General features: G+C 66.4%; 16 protein-coding genes. 9 read left to right on the forward strand and 7 right to left on the reverse strand.

Going from position 1 to position 16017, the window contains the following annotated elements:
• Nucleotides 1-83: 83 nt before the first annotated feature.
• Nucleotides 84-599, reverse strand: coding sequence for an Rrf2 family transcriptional regulator (locus tag BCEP18194_RS15800; RefSeq protein WP_011352293.1), 516 nt, complete (start codon nucleotides 597-599; stop codon nucleotides 84-86).
• 250 nt (nucleotides 600-849) lie between these two features.
• On the opposite strand from BCEP18194_RS15800, the gene BCEP18194_RS15805 reads away from it, so the two are divergent.
• Nucleotides 850-1410: a group III truncated hemoglobin gene (locus BCEP18194_RS15805; RefSeq protein ID WP_011352294.1), complete on the forward strand. Its 561-nt coding sequence runs from the start codon at nucleotides 850-852 to the stop codon at nucleotides 1408-1410.
• 66 nt (nucleotides 1411-1476) lie between these two features.
• On the opposite strand, the gene BCEP18194_RS15810 is transcribed toward BCEP18194_RS15805, so the two are convergent.
• From BCEP18194_RS15810 to BCEP18194_RS15835, 6 genes are all read right to left on the reverse strand, one after another.
• On the reverse strand, nucleotides 1477-1953 hold the full coding sequence (locus BCEP18194_RS15810) for a molybdenum cofactor biosynthesis protein MoaE (RefSeq protein ID WP_011352295.1): 477 nt from the start codon (nucleotides 1951-1953) through the stop codon (nucleotides 1477-1479).
• A 10-nt stretch (nucleotides 1954-1963) separates the two neighbouring features.
• Nucleotides 1964-2221, reverse strand: coding sequence for a molybdopterin converting factor subunit 1 (gene moaD, locus BCEP18194_RS15815; RefSeq protein ID WP_011352296.1), 258 nt, complete (start codon nucleotides 2219-2221; stop codon nucleotides 1964-1966).
• A 19-nt stretch (nucleotides 2222-2240) separates the two neighbouring features.
• Entirely contained in the window at nucleotides 2241-3488 is a 1248-nt protein-coding gene (gene glp / locus BCEP18194_RS15820) for a molybdopterin molybdotransferase MoeA (RefSeq protein ID WP_011352297.1), read from the reverse strand.
• Between the two features lie 243 nt (nucleotides 3489-3731).
• Entirely contained in the window at nucleotides 3732-5183 is a 1452-nt protein-coding gene (gene thrC / locus BCEP18194_RS15825; RefSeq protein WP_011352298.1) for a threonine synthase, read from the reverse strand.
• Nucleotides 5184-5195: 12 nt separating this feature from the next.
• Entirely contained in the window at nucleotides 5196-6524 is a 1329-nt protein-coding gene (locus tag BCEP18194_RS15830; RefSeq protein WP_011352299.1) for a homoserine dehydrogenase, read from the reverse strand.
• A gap of 52 nt (nucleotides 6525-6576) precedes the next feature.
• A complete protein-coding gene (locus BCEP18194_RS15835) occupies nucleotides 6577-7815 on the reverse strand; it encodes a pyridoxal phosphate-dependent aminotransferase (protein WP_011352300.1) in 1239 nt (412 codons plus the stop codon).
• 315 nt (nucleotides 7816-8130) lie between these two features.
• Between BCEP18194_RS15835 and BCEP18194_RS15840 the strand changes: the two genes are divergently transcribed.
• From BCEP18194_RS15840 to BCEP18194_RS15875, 8 genes are all read left to right on the forward strand, one after another.
• Nucleotides 8131-8505 (forward strand): Mth938-like domain-containing protein, encoded by a 375-nt coding sequence (locus BCEP18194_RS15840; protein WP_041492864.1) that lies wholly within the window; start codon nucleotides 8131-8133, stop codon nucleotides 8503-8505.
• 124 nt (nucleotides 8506-8629) lie between these two features.
• A complete protein-coding gene (locus tag BCEP18194_RS15845; protein WP_011352302.1) occupies nucleotides 8630-10306 on the forward strand; it encodes a glycosyltransferase family 39 protein in 1677 nt (558 codons plus the stop codon).
• A 13-nt stretch (nucleotides 10307-10319) separates the two neighbouring features.
• A complete protein-coding gene (locus BCEP18194_RS15850; RefSeq protein ID WP_011352303.1) occupies nucleotides 10320-10691 on the forward strand; it encodes an EamA family transporter in 372 nt (123 codons plus the stop codon).
• A 134-nt stretch (nucleotides 10692-10825) separates the two neighbouring features.
• The gene (locus BCEP18194_RS15855) at nucleotides 10826-11977 is read left to right on the forward strand and encodes a DegT/DnrJ/EryC1/StrS family aminotransferase (RefSeq protein WP_041492865.1); all 1152 of its coding nucleotides are present in this window, start codon (nucleotides 10826-10828) and stop codon (nucleotides 11975-11977) included.
• 6 nt (nucleotides 11978-11983) lie between these two features.
• The gene (locus tag BCEP18194_RS15860; RefSeq protein ID WP_011352305.1) at nucleotides 11984-13006 is read left to right on the forward strand and encodes a glycosyltransferase; all 1023 of its coding nucleotides are present in this window, start codon (nucleotides 11984-11986) and stop codon (nucleotides 13004-13006) included.
• Nucleotides 13003-13950 carry a formyltransferase gene (locus BCEP18194_RS15865; RefSeq protein WP_011352306.1) on the forward strand — a complete coding sequence of 316 codons (948 nt, stop codon included), beginning with the start codon at nucleotides 13003-13005 and terminating at the stop codon, nucleotides 13948-13950. Before BCEP18194_RS15860 ends, BCEP18194_RS15865 begins: the two co-directional genes overlap by 4 nt.
• On the forward strand, nucleotides 13947-15002 hold the full coding sequence (locus BCEP18194_RS15870; RefSeq protein WP_011352307.1) for a bifunctional UDP-4-keto-pentose/UDP-xylose synthase: 1056 nt from the start codon (nucleotides 13947-13949) through the stop codon (nucleotides 15000-15002). Before BCEP18194_RS15865 ends, BCEP18194_RS15870 begins: the two co-directional genes overlap by 4 nt.
• Before the next feature lie 13 nt (nucleotides 15003-15015).
• On the forward strand, nucleotides 15016-15912 hold the full coding sequence (locus BCEP18194_RS15875) for a polysaccharide deacetylase family protein (protein ID WP_011352308.1): 897 nt from the start codon (nucleotides 15016-15018) through the stop codon (nucleotides 15910-15912).
• Nucleotides 15913-16017 lie beyond the last annotated feature (105 nt).

Below are 16017 nucleotides of genomic sequence, written 5' to 3' on the forward strand. Positions count from 1 at the left end.
GATTCAGCGCAAAAATCGATGGATATCCATGAAGCGGCCCCGGGACGGGCCGCGGCCGGCTCGGGAAGCGCGGCGAGCGCGTATCAGCCGGCGGTCGACGGCGGTTCGACGGACACAGGGGCGTCTTCCGGCGACGGCTCGGCACGCATGCGCACGATCGGGCGGATGCCGAGCAACGCGACGAGCGGCGCAGCGGGTTCGACCAGTTCGCCGAGCGTGTGACGGTCGAGTTCGGCGAAGAACGCATCGCGCGCGGCCGCCAGCACGCCCTTCAACCGGCACTGCGGCTCGATCACGCAGCCGCGCGACTCGCCCTCGGCCGAGAAGCAGCCGACCAGCGCAAAATCGCTCTCGGTCGCGCGCACGACCTGGCCGACGGTCAGTTGCAGCGATTCGGGGAACAGCCGCAGCCCGCCATTGCGGCCACGGACGGTATCGACCCACCCCAGCTCGCCGAGCTGCTGCACGACTTTCATCAGATGGTTCTTCGAGATGCCGTAGGCGTCCGAGATCTCCTGGATCGTTGCGAGTCCCTCGCCACGCACGGCCAGGTACAGCATCACGCGCAGCGAATAGTCGGTGTAGTCGGTGAGTCTCATGGGCGAATACGGAAAAGATCGATCGTGCCCCGATTACGTGAGCCGGGCCGATCGGGTTGCGCACGGGGCCGGTTGACGGCCCTGTTCCGCGGCCCCGGGTTGCCGGGATGGCGCGCGCGCAATAAGATGCGTGACACTTACACGTTTTTCAGGGGTTGTTGGACGCTATTTTGCGTCAAAATCCGGCCGGCGTCCTGCACGATGCCCGCGCCGCCGCCCCGTCGTTGCCTATTTCTCCGGCCCTTTTGCCATGACTGCCCTGCCCGCCTCGCCCGATTCCGCACCGGCCCGCCCTCGCGACACCGAGCCGACCGAAGAGAACATCCGCGATCTCGTCTACGCGTTCTACGACCGCGTGCGCGCCGATCCGCTGCTCGGGCCCGTGTTCGACGCGAAGCTGGAAGGCCGCTGGGACGACCACCTGCCGAAGATGGTCACGTTCTGGTCGAGCCTCGTGCTCGGCACCAAGGGCTATCGCGGCAACGTGCAGCAGGCGCACCAGCCGCTCGACGGGATCGAGCCCGCCCATTTCAGCCGCTGGCTGTCGCTGTTCCTGAAAACGGTCGAGACGCGCTACGCGCCGCCCGCAGCGATCCGCTTCATGGAGCCGGCGCTGCGGATCGCGCAGAGCCTCCAGTTGAGCCGGTTCGGCTGGGACTATCAGATTCCGCCCGAGCAGCAGGCACTGCTCGACGCAATCGCACCGCGCCGTCGCGACGCAGCTGACGATCCGCATGCGCTGCCCTCGCGTGCCCGCGGCGAGCCGTTTCCGACGAAGATCATCGGGCGCAGCAGCGATCCGGACGCGTAACGGGCAGCCGTGACGCGCGACGCTTGCGCGCACGCGGCACCTCGCCGCACCACCCTCACGCCGTGCTCAGCGCCGCGTATTGCCCGATTCGATGCCCCAGCGCGCGAGCGCGGCATCGTCGGTGCTGCGCGCATCAACCCAGCGCTCGCCGTCCGGCGTGGTTTCCTTCTTCCAGAACGGCGCCTCGGTCTTCAGGTAGTCCATCACGAACTCGCACGACGCGAACGCATCGCCGCGGTGCGACGCAACCGTTGCGACCATCACGATCTGGTCGAGCGGCAGGAGCTTGCCGACGCGATGCACGATCGCGACGTCGATGCCCGGCCAGCGTCGGCCGGCCTCGGCGGCAATCTTCTCGAGCGCCTTCTCGGTCATCCCCGGATAGTGCTCGAGCTCCATCGCCGCAACCGATTCGCCTTCGTTCAGATCACGCACCGTGCCGACGAAGCATGCGACTGCGCCGATCTTCGGGTTGCGTGCGCGCAGTGCCGCGACTTCCGCGTTCAGATCGAAGTCGTCGGTCTGGATTCGTACCGTTGCCATCGCCCGTGCCTCAACCGCCCGTCACCGGCGGAAAGAAAGCGACCTCGCAGCCTTCGGTGAGCCGCGTGTCGGGATCGGTCATCTCGTGATTGCACGCCATGCGCAGTGCACGCCCTTCGGCGAGCGTCTCGGCCCATGCACCGCCGCGCACGCGCAGCCACGCGCGCACGTCGCCCACGGTCGTGACGCTGTCCGGCACGTCGGCCTGCTCGTCGGCGACACCCAGTGCCTCGCGTACGCTTGCAAAAAATTTCAGTTGAATCTTCATGGTTCGGGAAGCCGTCGCGTTACGACAGCAGTTCGGAAAACGGAATGAAACGCACGGTCTCGCCGGCGCTGATCGCGTGCTGCGGCGGGTTGTCGATCAGGCCATCGCCCCACACCGTCGACGTCAGCACCGCCGAGCTCTGGTTCGGGAACAGGTCGAGGCCGCCGGCCGCGTTGACGCGCGCGCGCAGGAATTCGTTGCGCCGGTCGCCCTTGTTTTGCGAAAAGTCGGCACGCAGCGACAGTGCGCGCGGCGCGACGTCGCGCACGCCGGACAGGCGCAGCAGGAACGGCCGCACGAACAGCAGGAACGTGACGAAGCTCGACACCGGGTTGCCGGGCAGCCCGATGAAGTGCGCATCGGCGCGATCGTCGCCGCGGCGCACCGCGCCGTAAGCTAGCGGCTTGCCGGGCTTCATCGCGATCTGCCACAGCGCGAGCCGCCCTTCGGCCTCGACGGCCGGCTTCACGTGATCCTCGTCACCGACCGACACGCCGCCGCTCGTCAGGATCACGTCGTGATCGCGGGCAGCCGCGCGCAGCGTATCGCGCGTCGCGGCGAGCGAATCGGGCACGATCCCGTAGTCGGTCACGTGGCAGCCGAGCCGTTCCAGCAGCCCGCGCAGCGTGAAGCGGTTCGAGTTGTAGATTGCGCCGGGCTTCAGCGGCTCGCCGGGCATCGTCAGTTCGTCACCGGTGAAGAACACCGCGACACGAATCCGCCGCGCGACCGCCAATTGCGCGCAGCCGACCGACGCGGCCAGGCCGAGCGCCTGCGGCGTGAGCCGCGTGCCGGCCGGCAGGATCACCGAGCCCTGCCGGATATCCGCGCCCTGCGCGGTGATCCATTCACCGGCCTTCGGCGTGTGCAGGATCTCGACCGCATCGCCGTCGGCCGCCGTCTGCTCCTGCATCACGACGGCGTCGGCGCCGGGCGGCACCGTCGCGCCGGTGAAGATCCGTGCGGCCGTGCCAGCAGCGAGCGGCGCGGCCGGGTGACCGGCCGGAATGCGCTGCGACACCGGCAAACGCCGGTCGCCATGCAGCAGGTCGGCGACGCGCACCGCATAGCCGTCCATCGCGCTCGTGTGCATCGGCGGCACGTCGAGCGGCGAGCTCACGTCGGCCGCCAGCACGCGGCCGAGCGCGTCGAGCGTGGCGACGGTTTCGGCGCCGGGCAACGGCTTCGCGGCATCGAGCAGCGCGGCGAGTGCCTCGGCGGTCGACAGCATCGGCGCACGCGGCGCCGCGGGATTCGGGTTCGACATCGATGGAATCGGGGATCGTTGGATTCAATACGTCATTGTAGCGACGCCGTCGCGCGGGCGCGCGATATGGCCGACATGCGGAAACTGTGATTCGCGCGAATGCGCCGGTCTGACACTTGTTTCGTACGCGTGGTGACGACCGCTGCCTGGCAGCTGCCAAACGAAACGGCCGGAATCCCGATCCGTTCGACGAATCGGCATTCCGGCCGTTGTGCGCAGCCGGGCCCGTGGCCCGGCCGTGCGTCATGCGCCCGTATGGGCGGCGATGAAGTCCTTCACCTGCTGCGCATCGGCGTTCACGACCTCGAAACGCTGCGGCAGCGCCTCGAGCCCGTCGAATGCAGCCGGACGCTCGGCTTCGCGATCGAGTGCTTCGCGAATCGTCTCGCCGAACTTGATCGGCTGCGCCGTCTCGAGCACGACCATCGGCACACCCGCGTCGAGATGCTCGCGCGCGACCTTCACGCCGTCGGCCGTATGCGTATCGATCATCGTGTCGTAGCGCGAGAACACGTCACGGATCGTCGCGATGCGGTCCGTGTGGCTGCTGCTGCCCGACACGAAACCGAACTCGGCGACGCGCGAGAAATCGCCGCTCGCCGCGAGATCGAAGCCGCCCTTCTCCTCGACGTCGCGGAACAGCTGCATCACGCGTGCCGGATCGCGGCCGAGCAGGTCGAACACGAAGCGCTCGAAGTTCGACGCCTTCGAAATGTCCATGCTCGGGCTGCTCGTGTGATAGGTGTTCTCGGCGCTGCGCACGCGATACGCGCCCGTGCGGAAGAACTCGTCGAGCACGTCGTTCTCGTTGGTCGCGACCACCAGCTTTGCGATCGGCAGCCCCATCATCCGCGCGATGTGGCCTGCGCAGACGTTGCCGAAGTTGCCCGACGGCACCGTGAACGACACGCGTTCGTCGTTGGACTGCGTCGCTGCGAAGTAGCCCTTGAAGTAGTACACGACCTGCGCGACGACGCGCGCCCAGTTGATCGAGTTGACCGTGCCGATCTTCTGCTGCGCCTTGAACGCGTGATCGTTCGACACGGCCTTCACGATGTCCTGGCAGTCGTCGAACACGCCTTCGACCGCGAGGTTGAAGATGTTCGGATCCTGCAGGCTGAACATCTGGGCCGTCTGGAACGCGCTCATCTTCTTGTGCGGCGACAGCATGAACACGCGCACGCCGGCCTTGCCGCGCATCGCGTATTCGGCCGCGCTGCCGGTGTCGCCGGACGTCGCGCCGAGAATGTTCAGCGTCTGCCCGTGCTTTGCGAGCGTGTACTCGAACAGGTTGCCGAGCAGCTGCATCGCCATGTCCTTGAACGCGAGCGTCGGGCCGTTCGACAGTTCGAGCAGCGAGATCGGCGCGCCGTTCTCGGTGCCGAGCGTCTTCAGCGGCGTGATGTCGGACGCGTTCTCGCCATGGCGCGTGTTGCGGTACACGTCGGCCGTGTACGTGCGACGCGTGATCGCGCGCAGGTCGTCGGCCGGCACGTCGTCGCAGAACTTCGACAGGATCTCGAACGCCAGATCCGCGTACGACAGCGAGCGCCAGCGTGCGAGCTCGTCGGCGGACACCGTCGGATACTCGGCCGGCAGGTAGAGCCCGCCGTCCTTCGCGAGACCGCCGAGCAGGATGTCGGAGAACGTGTGGCGCTCGCCGATGCCGGCGCCGCGCGTGGAGATGTAATTCATGTCGTCCTCAGCTCAGTTCAGCGCTTCCATGCGCAGCTTCGTCACCTTCGATACCACCGTCGCAAGGCTCTCGATCTGCGCGATCGCCGCATTCACGTTCTTCTCGACCGTGACGTGCGTGATCAGGATGATGTCGGTTTCGCCCTTCGCGTCGTCGACCTGCTCCGATTCCTTCTGCAGCAGCGCGTCGATCGAGATACCCGATGCGGCGAGGATGCGCGTGATGTCGGCCAGCACGCCGGTTTGATCGGCGACGCGCAGGCGCAGGTAGTAGCCGCTCGTCACTTCCTCGATCGGCAGGATCGGCGTGTTCGACAGGCTGTCCGGCTGGAACGCGAGGTGCGGCACGCGATGCTCCGGGTCCGCCGTGTGCAGGCGCGTGACGTCGACGAGATCCGCGACCACGGCCGATGCGGTCGGCTCCGCGCCCGCGCCCTTGCCGTAGTACAGCGTCGTGCCGACCGCGTCGCCGTGCACGACGACCGCGTTCATCGCGCCCTCGACGTTCGCGAGCAGGCGCTTCTCCGGGATCAGCGTCGGATGCACGCGCAGCTCGATGCCGTTTTCGGCGCGGCGCGTGATGCCGAGCAGCTTGATCCGGTAGCCGAGTTCTTCCGCGTAGCGAATGTCGGTCGCATCCAGCTTGCTGATGCCCTCGACGTACGCGCGCTCGAACTGCACCGGCACGCCGAACGCGATCGCGCTCATGATCGTCGCCTTGTGCGCGGCGTCGACGCCTTCGATGTCGAAGGTCGGATCGGCTTCCGCGTAGCCGAGCTCCTGCGCGGCCTTCAGCGCGGTCGCGAAGTCGAGCCCGCGATCGCGCATTTCCGACAGGATGTAGTTGGTCGTGCCGTTGATGATGCCCGCGATGTACTGGATGCGGTTCGCGGTCAGGCCTTCGCGCAGCGCCTTGATGATCGGGATGCCGCCGGCGACGGCCGCCTCGAACGCGACCATCACGCCCTTCGCGCGCGCGGCCTCGAAGATCTCGGTGCCGTGCACCGCGAGCAGCGCCTTGTTGGCCGTCACGACGTGCTTGCCGTTCGCGATCGCGCGCAGCACGAGCTCGCGTGCGATGCCCGTGCCGCCAATCATCTCGGCGATGATCGCGATCGACGGATCATCGACGACTGCGTTGAAATCGTCGGTGATTTGCGCGGCGCCGGCGTCGCCGCCGAGCGCAGCCAGCGCCTTGGCCGGGTTGCGCACCGCAATGCGCGTCACCTCGATGCCGCGCCCCGCGCGTCGCTTGATTTCTTCCTGGTTGCGGCCCAGCACCGTGAAGGTGCCGCTGCCCACCGTGCCGAAGCCCAACAGGCCAACTTTGATCGGTTCCATGCTGCGTGTGATCGATGAGTAAGAATTAGTGAGTGCCGTGTGGCCCTGCCGCTCAGGCCGAATGGCGCTTGCGGTAGCCGTCGAGGAAACGTGCGATCCGGTTGATCGAATCGGTCAGGTCGTCGAGGTTCGGCAGGAAGACCACGCGGAAGTGATCCGGCGTCGTCCAGTTGAAGCCCGTGCCCTGTACGAGCAATACGCGCTCCTCGAGCAGCAGGTCGAGAATGAACTGCTGGTCGTTCTGGATCGGATAAAGCTTCGGGTCGAGGCGCGGGAACATGTACAGCGCAGCCTGCGGCTTCACGCAGGTCACGCCCGGGATCGACGTGAGCATGTCGTACGCGAGCTCGCGCTGCTTGTACAGGCGCCCGCTCGGCACGATCAGCTCGTTGATGCTCTGGTAGCCGCCGAGCGCCGTCTGGATCGCGAACTGTCCGGGCACGTTCGCGCACAGGCGCATCGACGACAGGATGCCGAGCCCCTCGAGATAATCCTTCGCGCGCCGGCGGTTGTCGCCGCCCAGGCCCGACACGGCCATCCAGCCCGCGCGGTAGCCGCACGAGCGATAGCTCTTCGACAGGCTGTTGAACGTGACGGTGATCACGTCCTCCGACAGTGAACCCAGCGCCGTGTGCTCGAGACCGTCGTAGACGATCTTGTCGTACACCTCGTCGGCGAACACGATCAGCCCGTGCTCACGCGCGATCGCGAGCAGCTCGAGCAGCAATTCGTCTGAATAAAGCGCGCCCGTCGGGTTGTTCGGGTTGATCACGACGATCGCCTTCGTGTTCGGCGTGATCTTGCGGCGGATGTCGTCGGGATCGGGCATCCACGCGTTCTGCTCGTCGCAGATGTAGTGCACCGGCGTGCCGCCCGACAGGCTGACCGCCGCCGTCCACAGCGGGTAGTCGGGCGCGGGCAGCAGCACTTCGTCGCCGTCGTTCAGCAGCGCCTGGGTCGCCATCACGATCAGCTCGGACGCGCCGTTGCCGATGTAGATGTCGTCGAGGCCGACGCCCACGACGCCCTTTTCCTGCGTGTAGTGCATCACGGCCTTGCGCGCCGAGAACACGCCCTTCGAATCCGAATAGCCGGACGACGTCGGCAGGTTGCGGATCATGTCCTGGATGATTTCGTCCGGCGCGTCGAAACCGAACGGCGCGAGATTGCCGATGTTCAGCTTGATGATGCGGTGGCCTTCTTCCTCGAGGCGCTTCGCGTGCTCGAGCACCGGGCCACGGATGTCGTAGCAGACGTTGAGCAGCTTGTTCGACTTCTGAATCGGTTTCACGACGACACGGTTCCTGGGTTGGCCTCGCGGCCGGGGGGACGGGATCAAAACTGGAAAGCGGCCGGTCTGTGCGCGCTGTCTAGACTGGGAAAAAGCGGGCGGTCGGGCGCGGCTTGTGGCGACGCGCGACGCAAGTGGCGCCCGGGGGCGACCAAAAAGTTATAATTTAGCGGATTTTGGCCAACTTTCGCAATGCACCATAGCCGCGCCGGGCCCACGCCGTCAGGCGTCCCGCGTGCTCAGGCGAGCGAAACCGGCCATCCGGGCCCGTGTGGCCCTGCGATACATTCCCCTACGGACCCGCGGAATACCGATTTGAAACTGCACCAGGACGCGAGCGGCGCGCTCAACACCGTCACCGGCTACGGCCCCGATTATGTCGACGTCAATCTCGAACGCCATGAAACGAGCGTCATCGTGCTGCCCGGCGCGCCGGTCCAGGCATGGCCCGTGTCGTCGTTCGACGCGCTCGCGCCCGAGCATTTCGCGATGCTGCTCGACCCGACACCCGAACTCGTGATCTTCGGCAGCGGCGCGCGGCTGCGTTTCCCGCACCCACGGCTCGTCGCGGCGCTCACGGCGAAGCGGATCGGCGTCGAGACGATGGATTTCCAGGCCGCCTGCCGCACCTACAACATCCTGATGGCCGAGGGCCGCAAAGTCGCCGCCGCGCTCTTAATTGAACGTTAATCCCCGATGCGGTAAAACTCGGGCCGGCGCAGCGGGTCGATCCCCCGGATCGGCCCGGCCAGGCCGCCCGCCCCCGGCGCAACCCGCCGGCGGCCCGTCACAATAACCAACAGGCTGAAAATCCATGAACGATACGCCGTCGAGGCTACCGCTCAATCGCATCACGCTCGTCCTCCTCGTCGTCGCACTCGCGATCGTCTGGTTCGCGCCGCTCGGGCTGCGCCACCTGATCCCGAGCGACGAAGGCCGCTACGCGGAAATGGCGCGCGAGATGTTCGTCACCGGCGACTGGATCACGCCGCGCTACAACGGCTACAAGTATTTCGAGAAGCCGCCGCTGCAAACCTGGCTGAACGCGCTCACGTTCGCGTGGTTCGGCATCGGCGAATGGCAGGCGCGCCTCTACACGGCCGTCGCGAGCTTCGCCGGCATCCTGCTGGTCGGCTACACCGGCGCGCGCCTGTTTAACCCGCTGTCGGGCTTCCTCGCCGCCGTCGTGCTCGCGTCGTCGCCGTACTGGAACCTGATGGGCCACTTCAACGCGCTCGACATGGGGCTCGCGTTCTGGATGTCGCTGTCGCTGTGCTCGCTGCTGCTCGCGCAGCGGCCCGGGCTGCGCCCGGCCGCGGCACGCGGCTGGATGTGGGCGTGCTGGGGCGCGATGGCGTTCGCGGTGCTATCGAAGGGCCTCGTCGGCCTGATCCTGCCCGGCGCCGTGCTCGTGCTCTATACGCTGATCGCACGCGACTGGGCGCTCTGGAAGCGCCTGTACCTGGTGAGCGGCCTCGTGATCTTCTTCGCGATCGTCACGCCGTGGTTCGTGCTCGTCCAGCAGCGCAATCCCGAATTCTTCAACTTCTTCTTCATCGTCCAGCAGTTCCGCCGGTACCTGACCCCGGAACAGAACCGCCCGGGCCCGGTTTACTACTTCGTGCCCGTGCTGCTGGTCGGCTTCCTGCCGTGGCTGTCGGTCGCGTGGCAGAGCCTCCGCCATGCGCTGCGGATGCCGCGCCAGCCGAATGGCTTCGCGCCGATGCTCGTGCTGCTGATCTGGAGCGCATTCATCTTCCTGTTCTTCAGCGCGTCGCATTCGAAGCTGATCTCGTACGTGCTGCCGATCGCGCCGGCGCTCGCGCTGGTCATCGGCGCGTACCTGCCGCTGATCAGCGCCGACCGGTTCCGCCGCCACCTGCTCGGCTACCTCGTATTCATCGTCGTCGCGGCGTTCGGGATCATCTTCCTCGCGTACCAGGGCGATGCCCGCACGCCGAACGCGCAGTACCGCGCGTTCCAGATGTGGCTGTACGGGGGCCTCGCAGTCGCAGCCGTACTGACGCTCGCGGCCGCCTGGCTGAACCGCCGCACGGGCGTCGCTGCCGCGCTCGCCGCGTTCGGCGCCGCCTGGCTCGCGTTCGGCACGATCGGCGGCACCGGTCATGACGAATTCGGCCGCTACAGCTCGGGCGCGCTGCTCGCACCGGCCGTGCGCGCCGAACTGGCGAAGCTGCCGCCCGACACGCCGTTCTACTCGGTCGAAATGCTCGATCACACGTTCCCGTTCTATATGGGCCACACGACGATCATGGTCCAGCGCCAGGACGAGCTCGCGTTCGGGATCTCGATGGAGCCGAACAAGTGGATTCCGACCGTCGACGAGTGGATCACGCGCTGGAAACAGGAAACCCATGCGCTCGCGATCATGTCGCCCGGCCAGTACGACACCCTGGTCAAGCAAGGCGTGCCGATGCGCGTGGTCGCGCGCGACAACCGCCGCGTGATCGTCGAGAAACCGCAATCGTAAGGACGCCTGCCGCATGAATCCCGTTTCGTTCGTCTGCATCATCACCGGCGTGATGCTCAACGCCTGTGCGCAACTTCTGCTGAAAGCCGGCGTCAACGCCGTTGGACACTTCGAATTCAGCCGTGCGAACATCATCCCGGTCGGCCTGAAGATCGCGACCCAATTGCCGATCATCGGCGGTCTCGGCTGCTACGTGCTGAGCGTCGTGGTCTGGATCGTCGGGCTGTCACGGGTCGACGTGTCGATCGCGTACCCGATGCTGTCGCTCGGCTACGTCGTCAACGCGTTCGCGGCCTGGTACCTGTTCGGCGAAGTGCTGTCGGTCCAGCGGCTCGTCGGCATCGGCATCATCCTGATCGGCGTGCTGGTGCTCGCACGCAGCTGAGCCGGCCCCGCCGCGCGCATTAAGCGTCCGCCTACAAAAAATCACGGTGCGATTCCGCCAACCGGTGTTTAATGCCGGTTTCGGCCGGGATCGCCCGACCCTTTTATTACACGCCATTACAGGCCAACGCGTTCATGAGCCAGACTACCGCTCCGTTTCTGCCGTTCACCCGCCCCGAGATCGATGAGGAAACCATCCAGGGCGTCGTCGAAGTGCTGCGCTCGGGCTGGATCACCACCGGCCCGCAGAGCCAGAAATTCGAAGCGGCGCTGTCCGAGTACTGCGGCGGCCGTCCGGTCCGCGCGTTCAACTCGGGCACCTGCACGCTCGAGATCGGCCTGCGCATCGCGGGCGTCGGTGCCGGCGACGAGGTGATCACAACGCCGGCGTCGTGGGTCTCGACCAGCAACGTGATCATCGAGACCGGCGCGACGCCCGTGTTCGCCGACATCGATCCTGTCACGCGCAACATCGACCTCGACAAGCTCGAGCAGGCGATCACGCCGCGCACGAAGGCGATCATCCCCGTGTTCCTGTCCGGCCTGCCGGTCGACATGGACCGTCTGTACGCGATCGCACGCGCGCACAAGCTGCGCGTGATCGAGGATGCGGCGCAGGCATTCGGCTCGACGTGGAACGGCAAGCGCATCGGCGCGATCGGCGACATCGTGTCGTTCAGCTTCCACGCGAACAAGAACCTGACGACGATCGAAGGCGGCGCACTCGTGCTGAACAACGAGGAAGAAGCGACGCTCGCGCAGAAGTACCGGCTGCAGGGCATCACGCGCACGGGCTTCGACGGGATGGACTGCGACGTGCTCGGCGGCAAGTACAACCTGACCGACGTCGCCGCACGTGTCGGCCTCGGCCAGCTGCCGCACATCGACCGCTTCACCGCGCAGCGCCGCGCGCTCGCACGGGCGTATTTCGCCGCGTTCGACGGCAGCGCGGCCGTGAAGCTCGGCGTCGGCCTGCCGGTTGCCGACTTCGAGAACAGCAACTGGCACATGTTCCTGATCACGCTGCCGCTCGAGCGGCTGACGATCACGCGCGCCGAATTCATGGCGCAACTGAAGGAACGCGGCATCGGCACGGGCATCCACTACCCGGCGATCCATCTTTTCACGCTGTACCGTGCGCGCGGCTTCAAGGAGGGCATGTTCCCCCACGCCGAACGGTACGGCGCGTCGACCGTCACGCTGCCGCTCTTCACGCAGATGACGGAAGGCGACGTGCGTCGCGTAGTCGACGCCATCAACCAGATTTGCGAACAATACGGAAAATAAGCGTACATGAGTCACCTTGAAGCACGCGCCGGGCATCCGGTCGCCGGGCAGCCCGAAGTTTCGGTCATCATCCCCGTGTACAACGAGGAAGACGGCCTCGCCGCGCTGTTCGCGCGGCTGTATCCGGCGCTCGACGCACTCGACACGTCGTACGAAGTGATCCTGATCAACGACGGCAGCCGCGACCGCTCGGCCGCGATGCTCGCCGATCAGTTCCACGTACGTCCCGACACGACGCGCATCGTGCTGCTCAACGGCAACTACGGCCAGCACATGGCGATCCTCGCCGGCTTCGCGCAATCGCGCGGCGAGATCGTCATCACGCTCGACGCCGACCTGCAGAACCCGCCCGAGGAAATCGGCAAGCTGATCGCGAAGATGCGCGAGGGCTACGACTATGTCGGCTCGATCCGCAAGCAGCGCCAGGACAGCCTGTGGCGGCGCAAGGCGTCGCAGATGATGAACCGCCTGCGCGAGCGCATCACCCGCATCAAGATGACCGACCAGGGCTGCATGCTGCGCGCGTACAGCCGCCGCATCATCGACACGATCAACGTGTGCGGCGAAGTCAACACGTTCATCCCCGCACTCGCCTATACGTTCGCGCAGAAACCGACCGAAATCGAGGTCGCGCACGAGGAGCGCTTCGCCGGCGAGTCGAAGTACTCGCTGTACAGCCTGATCCGGCTGAACTTCGACCTCGTGACGGGCTTCTCGGTCGTGCCGCTGCAGTGGCTGTCGTTCATCGGCGTGATCCTGTCGCTCGGCTCCGCCGCCCTGTTCGTGCTGCTGCTCGTGCGACGCTTCATCGTCGGCGCGGAAGTGCAAGGCGTGTTCACGCTGTTCGCGATCACGTTCTTCCTGCTCGGCGTGATCATCTTCGCGCTCGGCCTGCTCGGCGAATACGTCGGCCGCATCTACCAGCAGGTGCGTGCACGGCCGCGCTACCTGATCCAGGCCGTGCTCGAGCAGCACGACGGCGTGCCGGCGGTGCCGGCCGGCGCGAACCGCACGGGGGCCGCGCAATGAAGCCGCGCGCAGTCGTCTTCGCGTATCACAACGTCGGCGTGCGGTGCCTGCAGGTGCTGCTCGCGCGCGGCGTCGACGTCGCGCTCGTCGTCACGCACGAGGACAACCCGAACGAGAACATCTGGTTCGGCAGCGTCGCATCCGTCGCGACCGAGCACGGCATCCCGGTGCTCACGCCGTCGGATCCCGCCGATCCGGCGCTGCGCCGCGCGGTATCCGACGCGCAGCCGGACTTCATCTTCTCGTTCTACTACCGGCACATGCTGCCGGTGGACCTGCTCGCGATCGCGCCGAAGGGTGCGTACAACATGCACGGTTCGCTGCTGCCGAAATACCGGGGTCGGGTACCGACCAACTGGGCGGTGCTGAACGGCGAAACCGAAACCGGCGCGACGCTGCACGAGATGGCCGCGAAGCCCGACGCGGGCGCGATCATTGGCCAGACCGCGGTGCCGATCCTGCCGGACGACACGGCCACGCAGGTGTTCGACAAGGTCACCGTCGCCGCCGAGCAGACGCTCTGGCGCGTGCTTCCCGCGCTGCTCGCGGGCGAAGCGGCGCACCTGCCCAATGACCTTGCCACCGGCAGCTACTACGGCGGGCGCAAACCCGAGGACGGCCGCGTCGACTGGTCGAAGCCGGCCGCGCAGGTCTACAACCTGGTGCGCGCGGTCGCGCCCCCGTATCCGGGCGCGTTCACGGACGTCGGCGGCACGCGTTTCGTGATCGCGCGCGCGCGCCTGGCGGCGCCCGGCAGCGCGGCAGCGGCCGCCGCGGCAGATTTGCCGCCCGGCCTGCACGTAAGCGATAATGCGCTATTCGGCGTCTGCGGCGACAGCCGCGCCCTATCCATTCTCGAGCTGTGGCAGCAGCGGGACGGCAGCGAAACCGTCGTGACGCCCGCGGAATTCGCGCAGTTCATTCATTCTTCCCGTCATTCATGAAAGCAAAAAAAGTCCTGATCCTGGGTGTGAACGGCTTCATCGGCCATCACCTGTCGAAGCGCATTCTTGAAACCACCGATTGGGAAGTGTTCGGCATGGACATGCAGACCGATCGGCTGGGTGACCTCGTCAACCACGAGCGGATGCATTTCTTCGAAGGCGACATCACGATCAACAAGGAGTGGGTCGAGTATCACGTGAAGAAGTGCGACGTAATCCTGCCGCTCGTCGCGATCGCGACGCCCGCCACCTACGTCCAGCAGCCGCTGCGCGTGTTCGAACTCGACTTCGAGGCGAACCTGCCGATCGTGCGTTCGGCCGTCAAGTACGGCAAGCACCTCGTGTTCCCGTCGACCTCCGAGGTCTACGGCATGTGCTCGGACGAGCAGTTCGACCCGGATGCATCGGCCCTCACCTACGGCCCGATCAACAAGCCGCGCTGGATCTACGCGTGCTCGAAGCAGCTGATGGACCGCGTGATCTGGGGCTACGGGATGGAAGGCCTGAACTTCACGCTGTTCCGCCCGTTCAACTGGATCGGCCCGGGCCTCGACTCGATCTACACGCCGAAGGAAGGCAGCTCGCGCGTGGTCACGCAGTTCCTCGGCCACATCGTGCGCGGCGAGAACATCAGCCTCGTCGACGGCGGCTCGCAGAAGCGCGCATTCACCGACATCGGCGACGGCATCAGCGCGCTGATGAAGATCATCGATAACAAGGACGGCGTCGCGTCGGGCAAGATCTACAACATCGGGAATCCGAAGAACAACTTCTCGGTTCGCGAACTCGCGCACAAGATGCTCGAACTGGCAGCGGAATTCCCCGAGTACGCGGATTCGGCCAAGCAGGTGAAGCTCGTCGAAACGACGTCCGGCGCCTACTACGGCAACGGCTACCAGGACGTGCAGAACCGCGTGCCGAAGATCGACAACACGATGCAGGAACTCGGCTGGGCGCCGCAAGCGACGTTCGACGACGCGCTGCGCAACATCTTCGAAGCGTATCGCGGCCACGTCGCCGACGCGCGCGCGCTCGTCGAACAGCAAGGCTGATCGGGACGTTCGCTTGGCTCGCATCGTCCTCAAGATCGACGTCGACACGCTGCGCGGCACGCGCGAAGGCGTGCCGAACCTCGCGCGCATCTTCGACCGCTTCAGTGCGCGCGCGACCTTCCTCTTCAGCCTCGGGCCCGATCACACGGGCTGGGCGCTGCGGCGCGTGTTCCGCCCCGGCTTCCTGAAGAAAGTGTCGCGCACGTCGGTGGTCGAGCACTACGGCGTGAAGCAGCTGATGTACGGCGTGCTGCTGCCGGGCCCCGACATCGGCCGCCGTGCGATCGCCGACATGCGCGCGATTCACGAGGCCGGCTTCGAATGCGGAATCCACACGTGGGATCACGTGTACTGGCAGGACAACGTCCGCGTGCGTGATCGCGACTGGACCGCGCATGAAATGCAGAAGAGTCACGCGCGCTTCATCGAGGTCTTCGGCGCGCCGCCCGTCACGCACGGCGCGGCCGGCTGGCAGATGAACGATTCCGCATTCGAGCAGATCGACGCATGGGGGATGCGCTACGCATCCGACGGCCGCGGCCATTCGCCGTACCTGCCCGTCGTCAACGGCCGCACGCTGTCGCACGTGCAGATGCCCACCACGCTGCCGACGCTCGACGAAGTGCTCGGCATCGACGGCGTCGACACGCACAACGTCGCCGCGCACATCCTCAAGTTCACCGAAACCAATCCGCACGACCAGGTGTTCACGCTGCATGCGGAACTGGAAGGCCAGAAGCTCGCGCCCGTGTTCGAGCAACTGCTCGCCGGCTGGCGCGCGCAAGGCCACACGTTTGCGACGATGGGCGACTACCACGCGACGCTGGACCGCGACTCGCTGCCATCGTACCCTGTCACGTGGGGCGAAATCCCCGGCCGCTCCGGCGAACTGATCGTCCAGCCCGACTGAGTTCGCACGAGCCGGCGTCGCCCGCTCCGCCCTTGCGGCGCGCTGCCGCGACGCCCTGCCGAACCGCGCCGCCGCAGCGGCGCCTTTCCATAACAACAGGAGAAA

Source organism: Burkholderia lata, from assembly GCF_000012945.1.
In the GTDB taxonomy this organism is placed as follows: Bacteria; Pseudomonadota; Gammaproteobacteria; order Burkholderiales; family Burkholderiaceae; genus Burkholderia; species Burkholderia lata.

Excerpts from the sequence above, each read along its gene's own strand:
- BCEP18194_RS15800 (WP_011352293.1), bottom strand. The coding sequence starts at position 599 with ATGAGACTCACCGACTACACCGACTATTCGCTGCGCGTGATGCTGTAC.
- BCEP18194_RS15805 (WP_011352294.1), top strand. The coding sequence starts at position 850 with ATGACTGCCCTGCCCGCCTCGCCCGATTCCGCACCGGCCCGCCCTCGC.
- BCEP18194_RS15810 (WP_011352295.1), bottom strand. The coding sequence starts at position 1,953 with ATGGCAACGGTACGAATCCAGACCGACGACTTCGATCTGAACGCGGAA.
- moaD (WP_011352296.1), bottom strand. The coding sequence starts at position 2,221 with ATGAAGATTCAACTGAAATTTTTTGCAAGCGTACGCGAGGCACTGGGT.
- glp (WP_011352297.1), bottom strand. The coding sequence starts at position 3,488 with ATGTCGAACCCGAATCCCGCGGCGCCGCGTGCGCCGATGCTGTCGACC.
- thrC (WP_011352298.1), bottom strand. The coding sequence starts at position 5,183 with ATGAATTACATCTCCACGCGCGGCGCCGGCATCGGCGAGCGCCACACG.
- BCEP18194_RS15830 (WP_011352299.1), bottom strand. The coding sequence starts at position 6,524 with ATGGAACCGATCAAAGTTGGCCTGTTGGGCTTCGGCACGGTGGGCAGC.
- BCEP18194_RS15845 (WP_011352302.1), top strand. The coding sequence starts at position 8,630 with ATGAACGATACGCCGTCGAGGCTACCGCTCAATCGCATCACGCTCGTC.
- BCEP18194_RS15850 (WP_011352303.1), top strand. The coding sequence starts at position 10,320 with ATGAATCCCGTTTCGTTCGTCTGCATCATCACCGGCGTGATGCTCAAC.
- BCEP18194_RS15855 (WP_041492865.1), top strand. The coding sequence starts at position 10,826 with ATGAGCCAGACTACCGCTCCGTTTCTGCCGTTCACCCGCCCCGAGATC.
- BCEP18194_RS15860 (WP_011352305.1), top strand. The coding sequence starts at position 11,984 with ATGAGTCACCTTGAAGCACGCGCCGGGCATCCGGTCGCCGGGCAGCCC.
- BCEP18194_RS15865 (WP_011352306.1), top strand. The coding sequence starts at position 13,003 with ATGAAGCCGCGCGCAGTCGTCTTCGCGTATCACAACGTCGGCGTGCGG.
- BCEP18194_RS15870 (WP_011352307.1), top strand. The coding sequence starts at position 13,947 with ATGAAAGCAAAAAAAGTCCTGATCCTGGGTGTGAACGGCTTCATCGGC.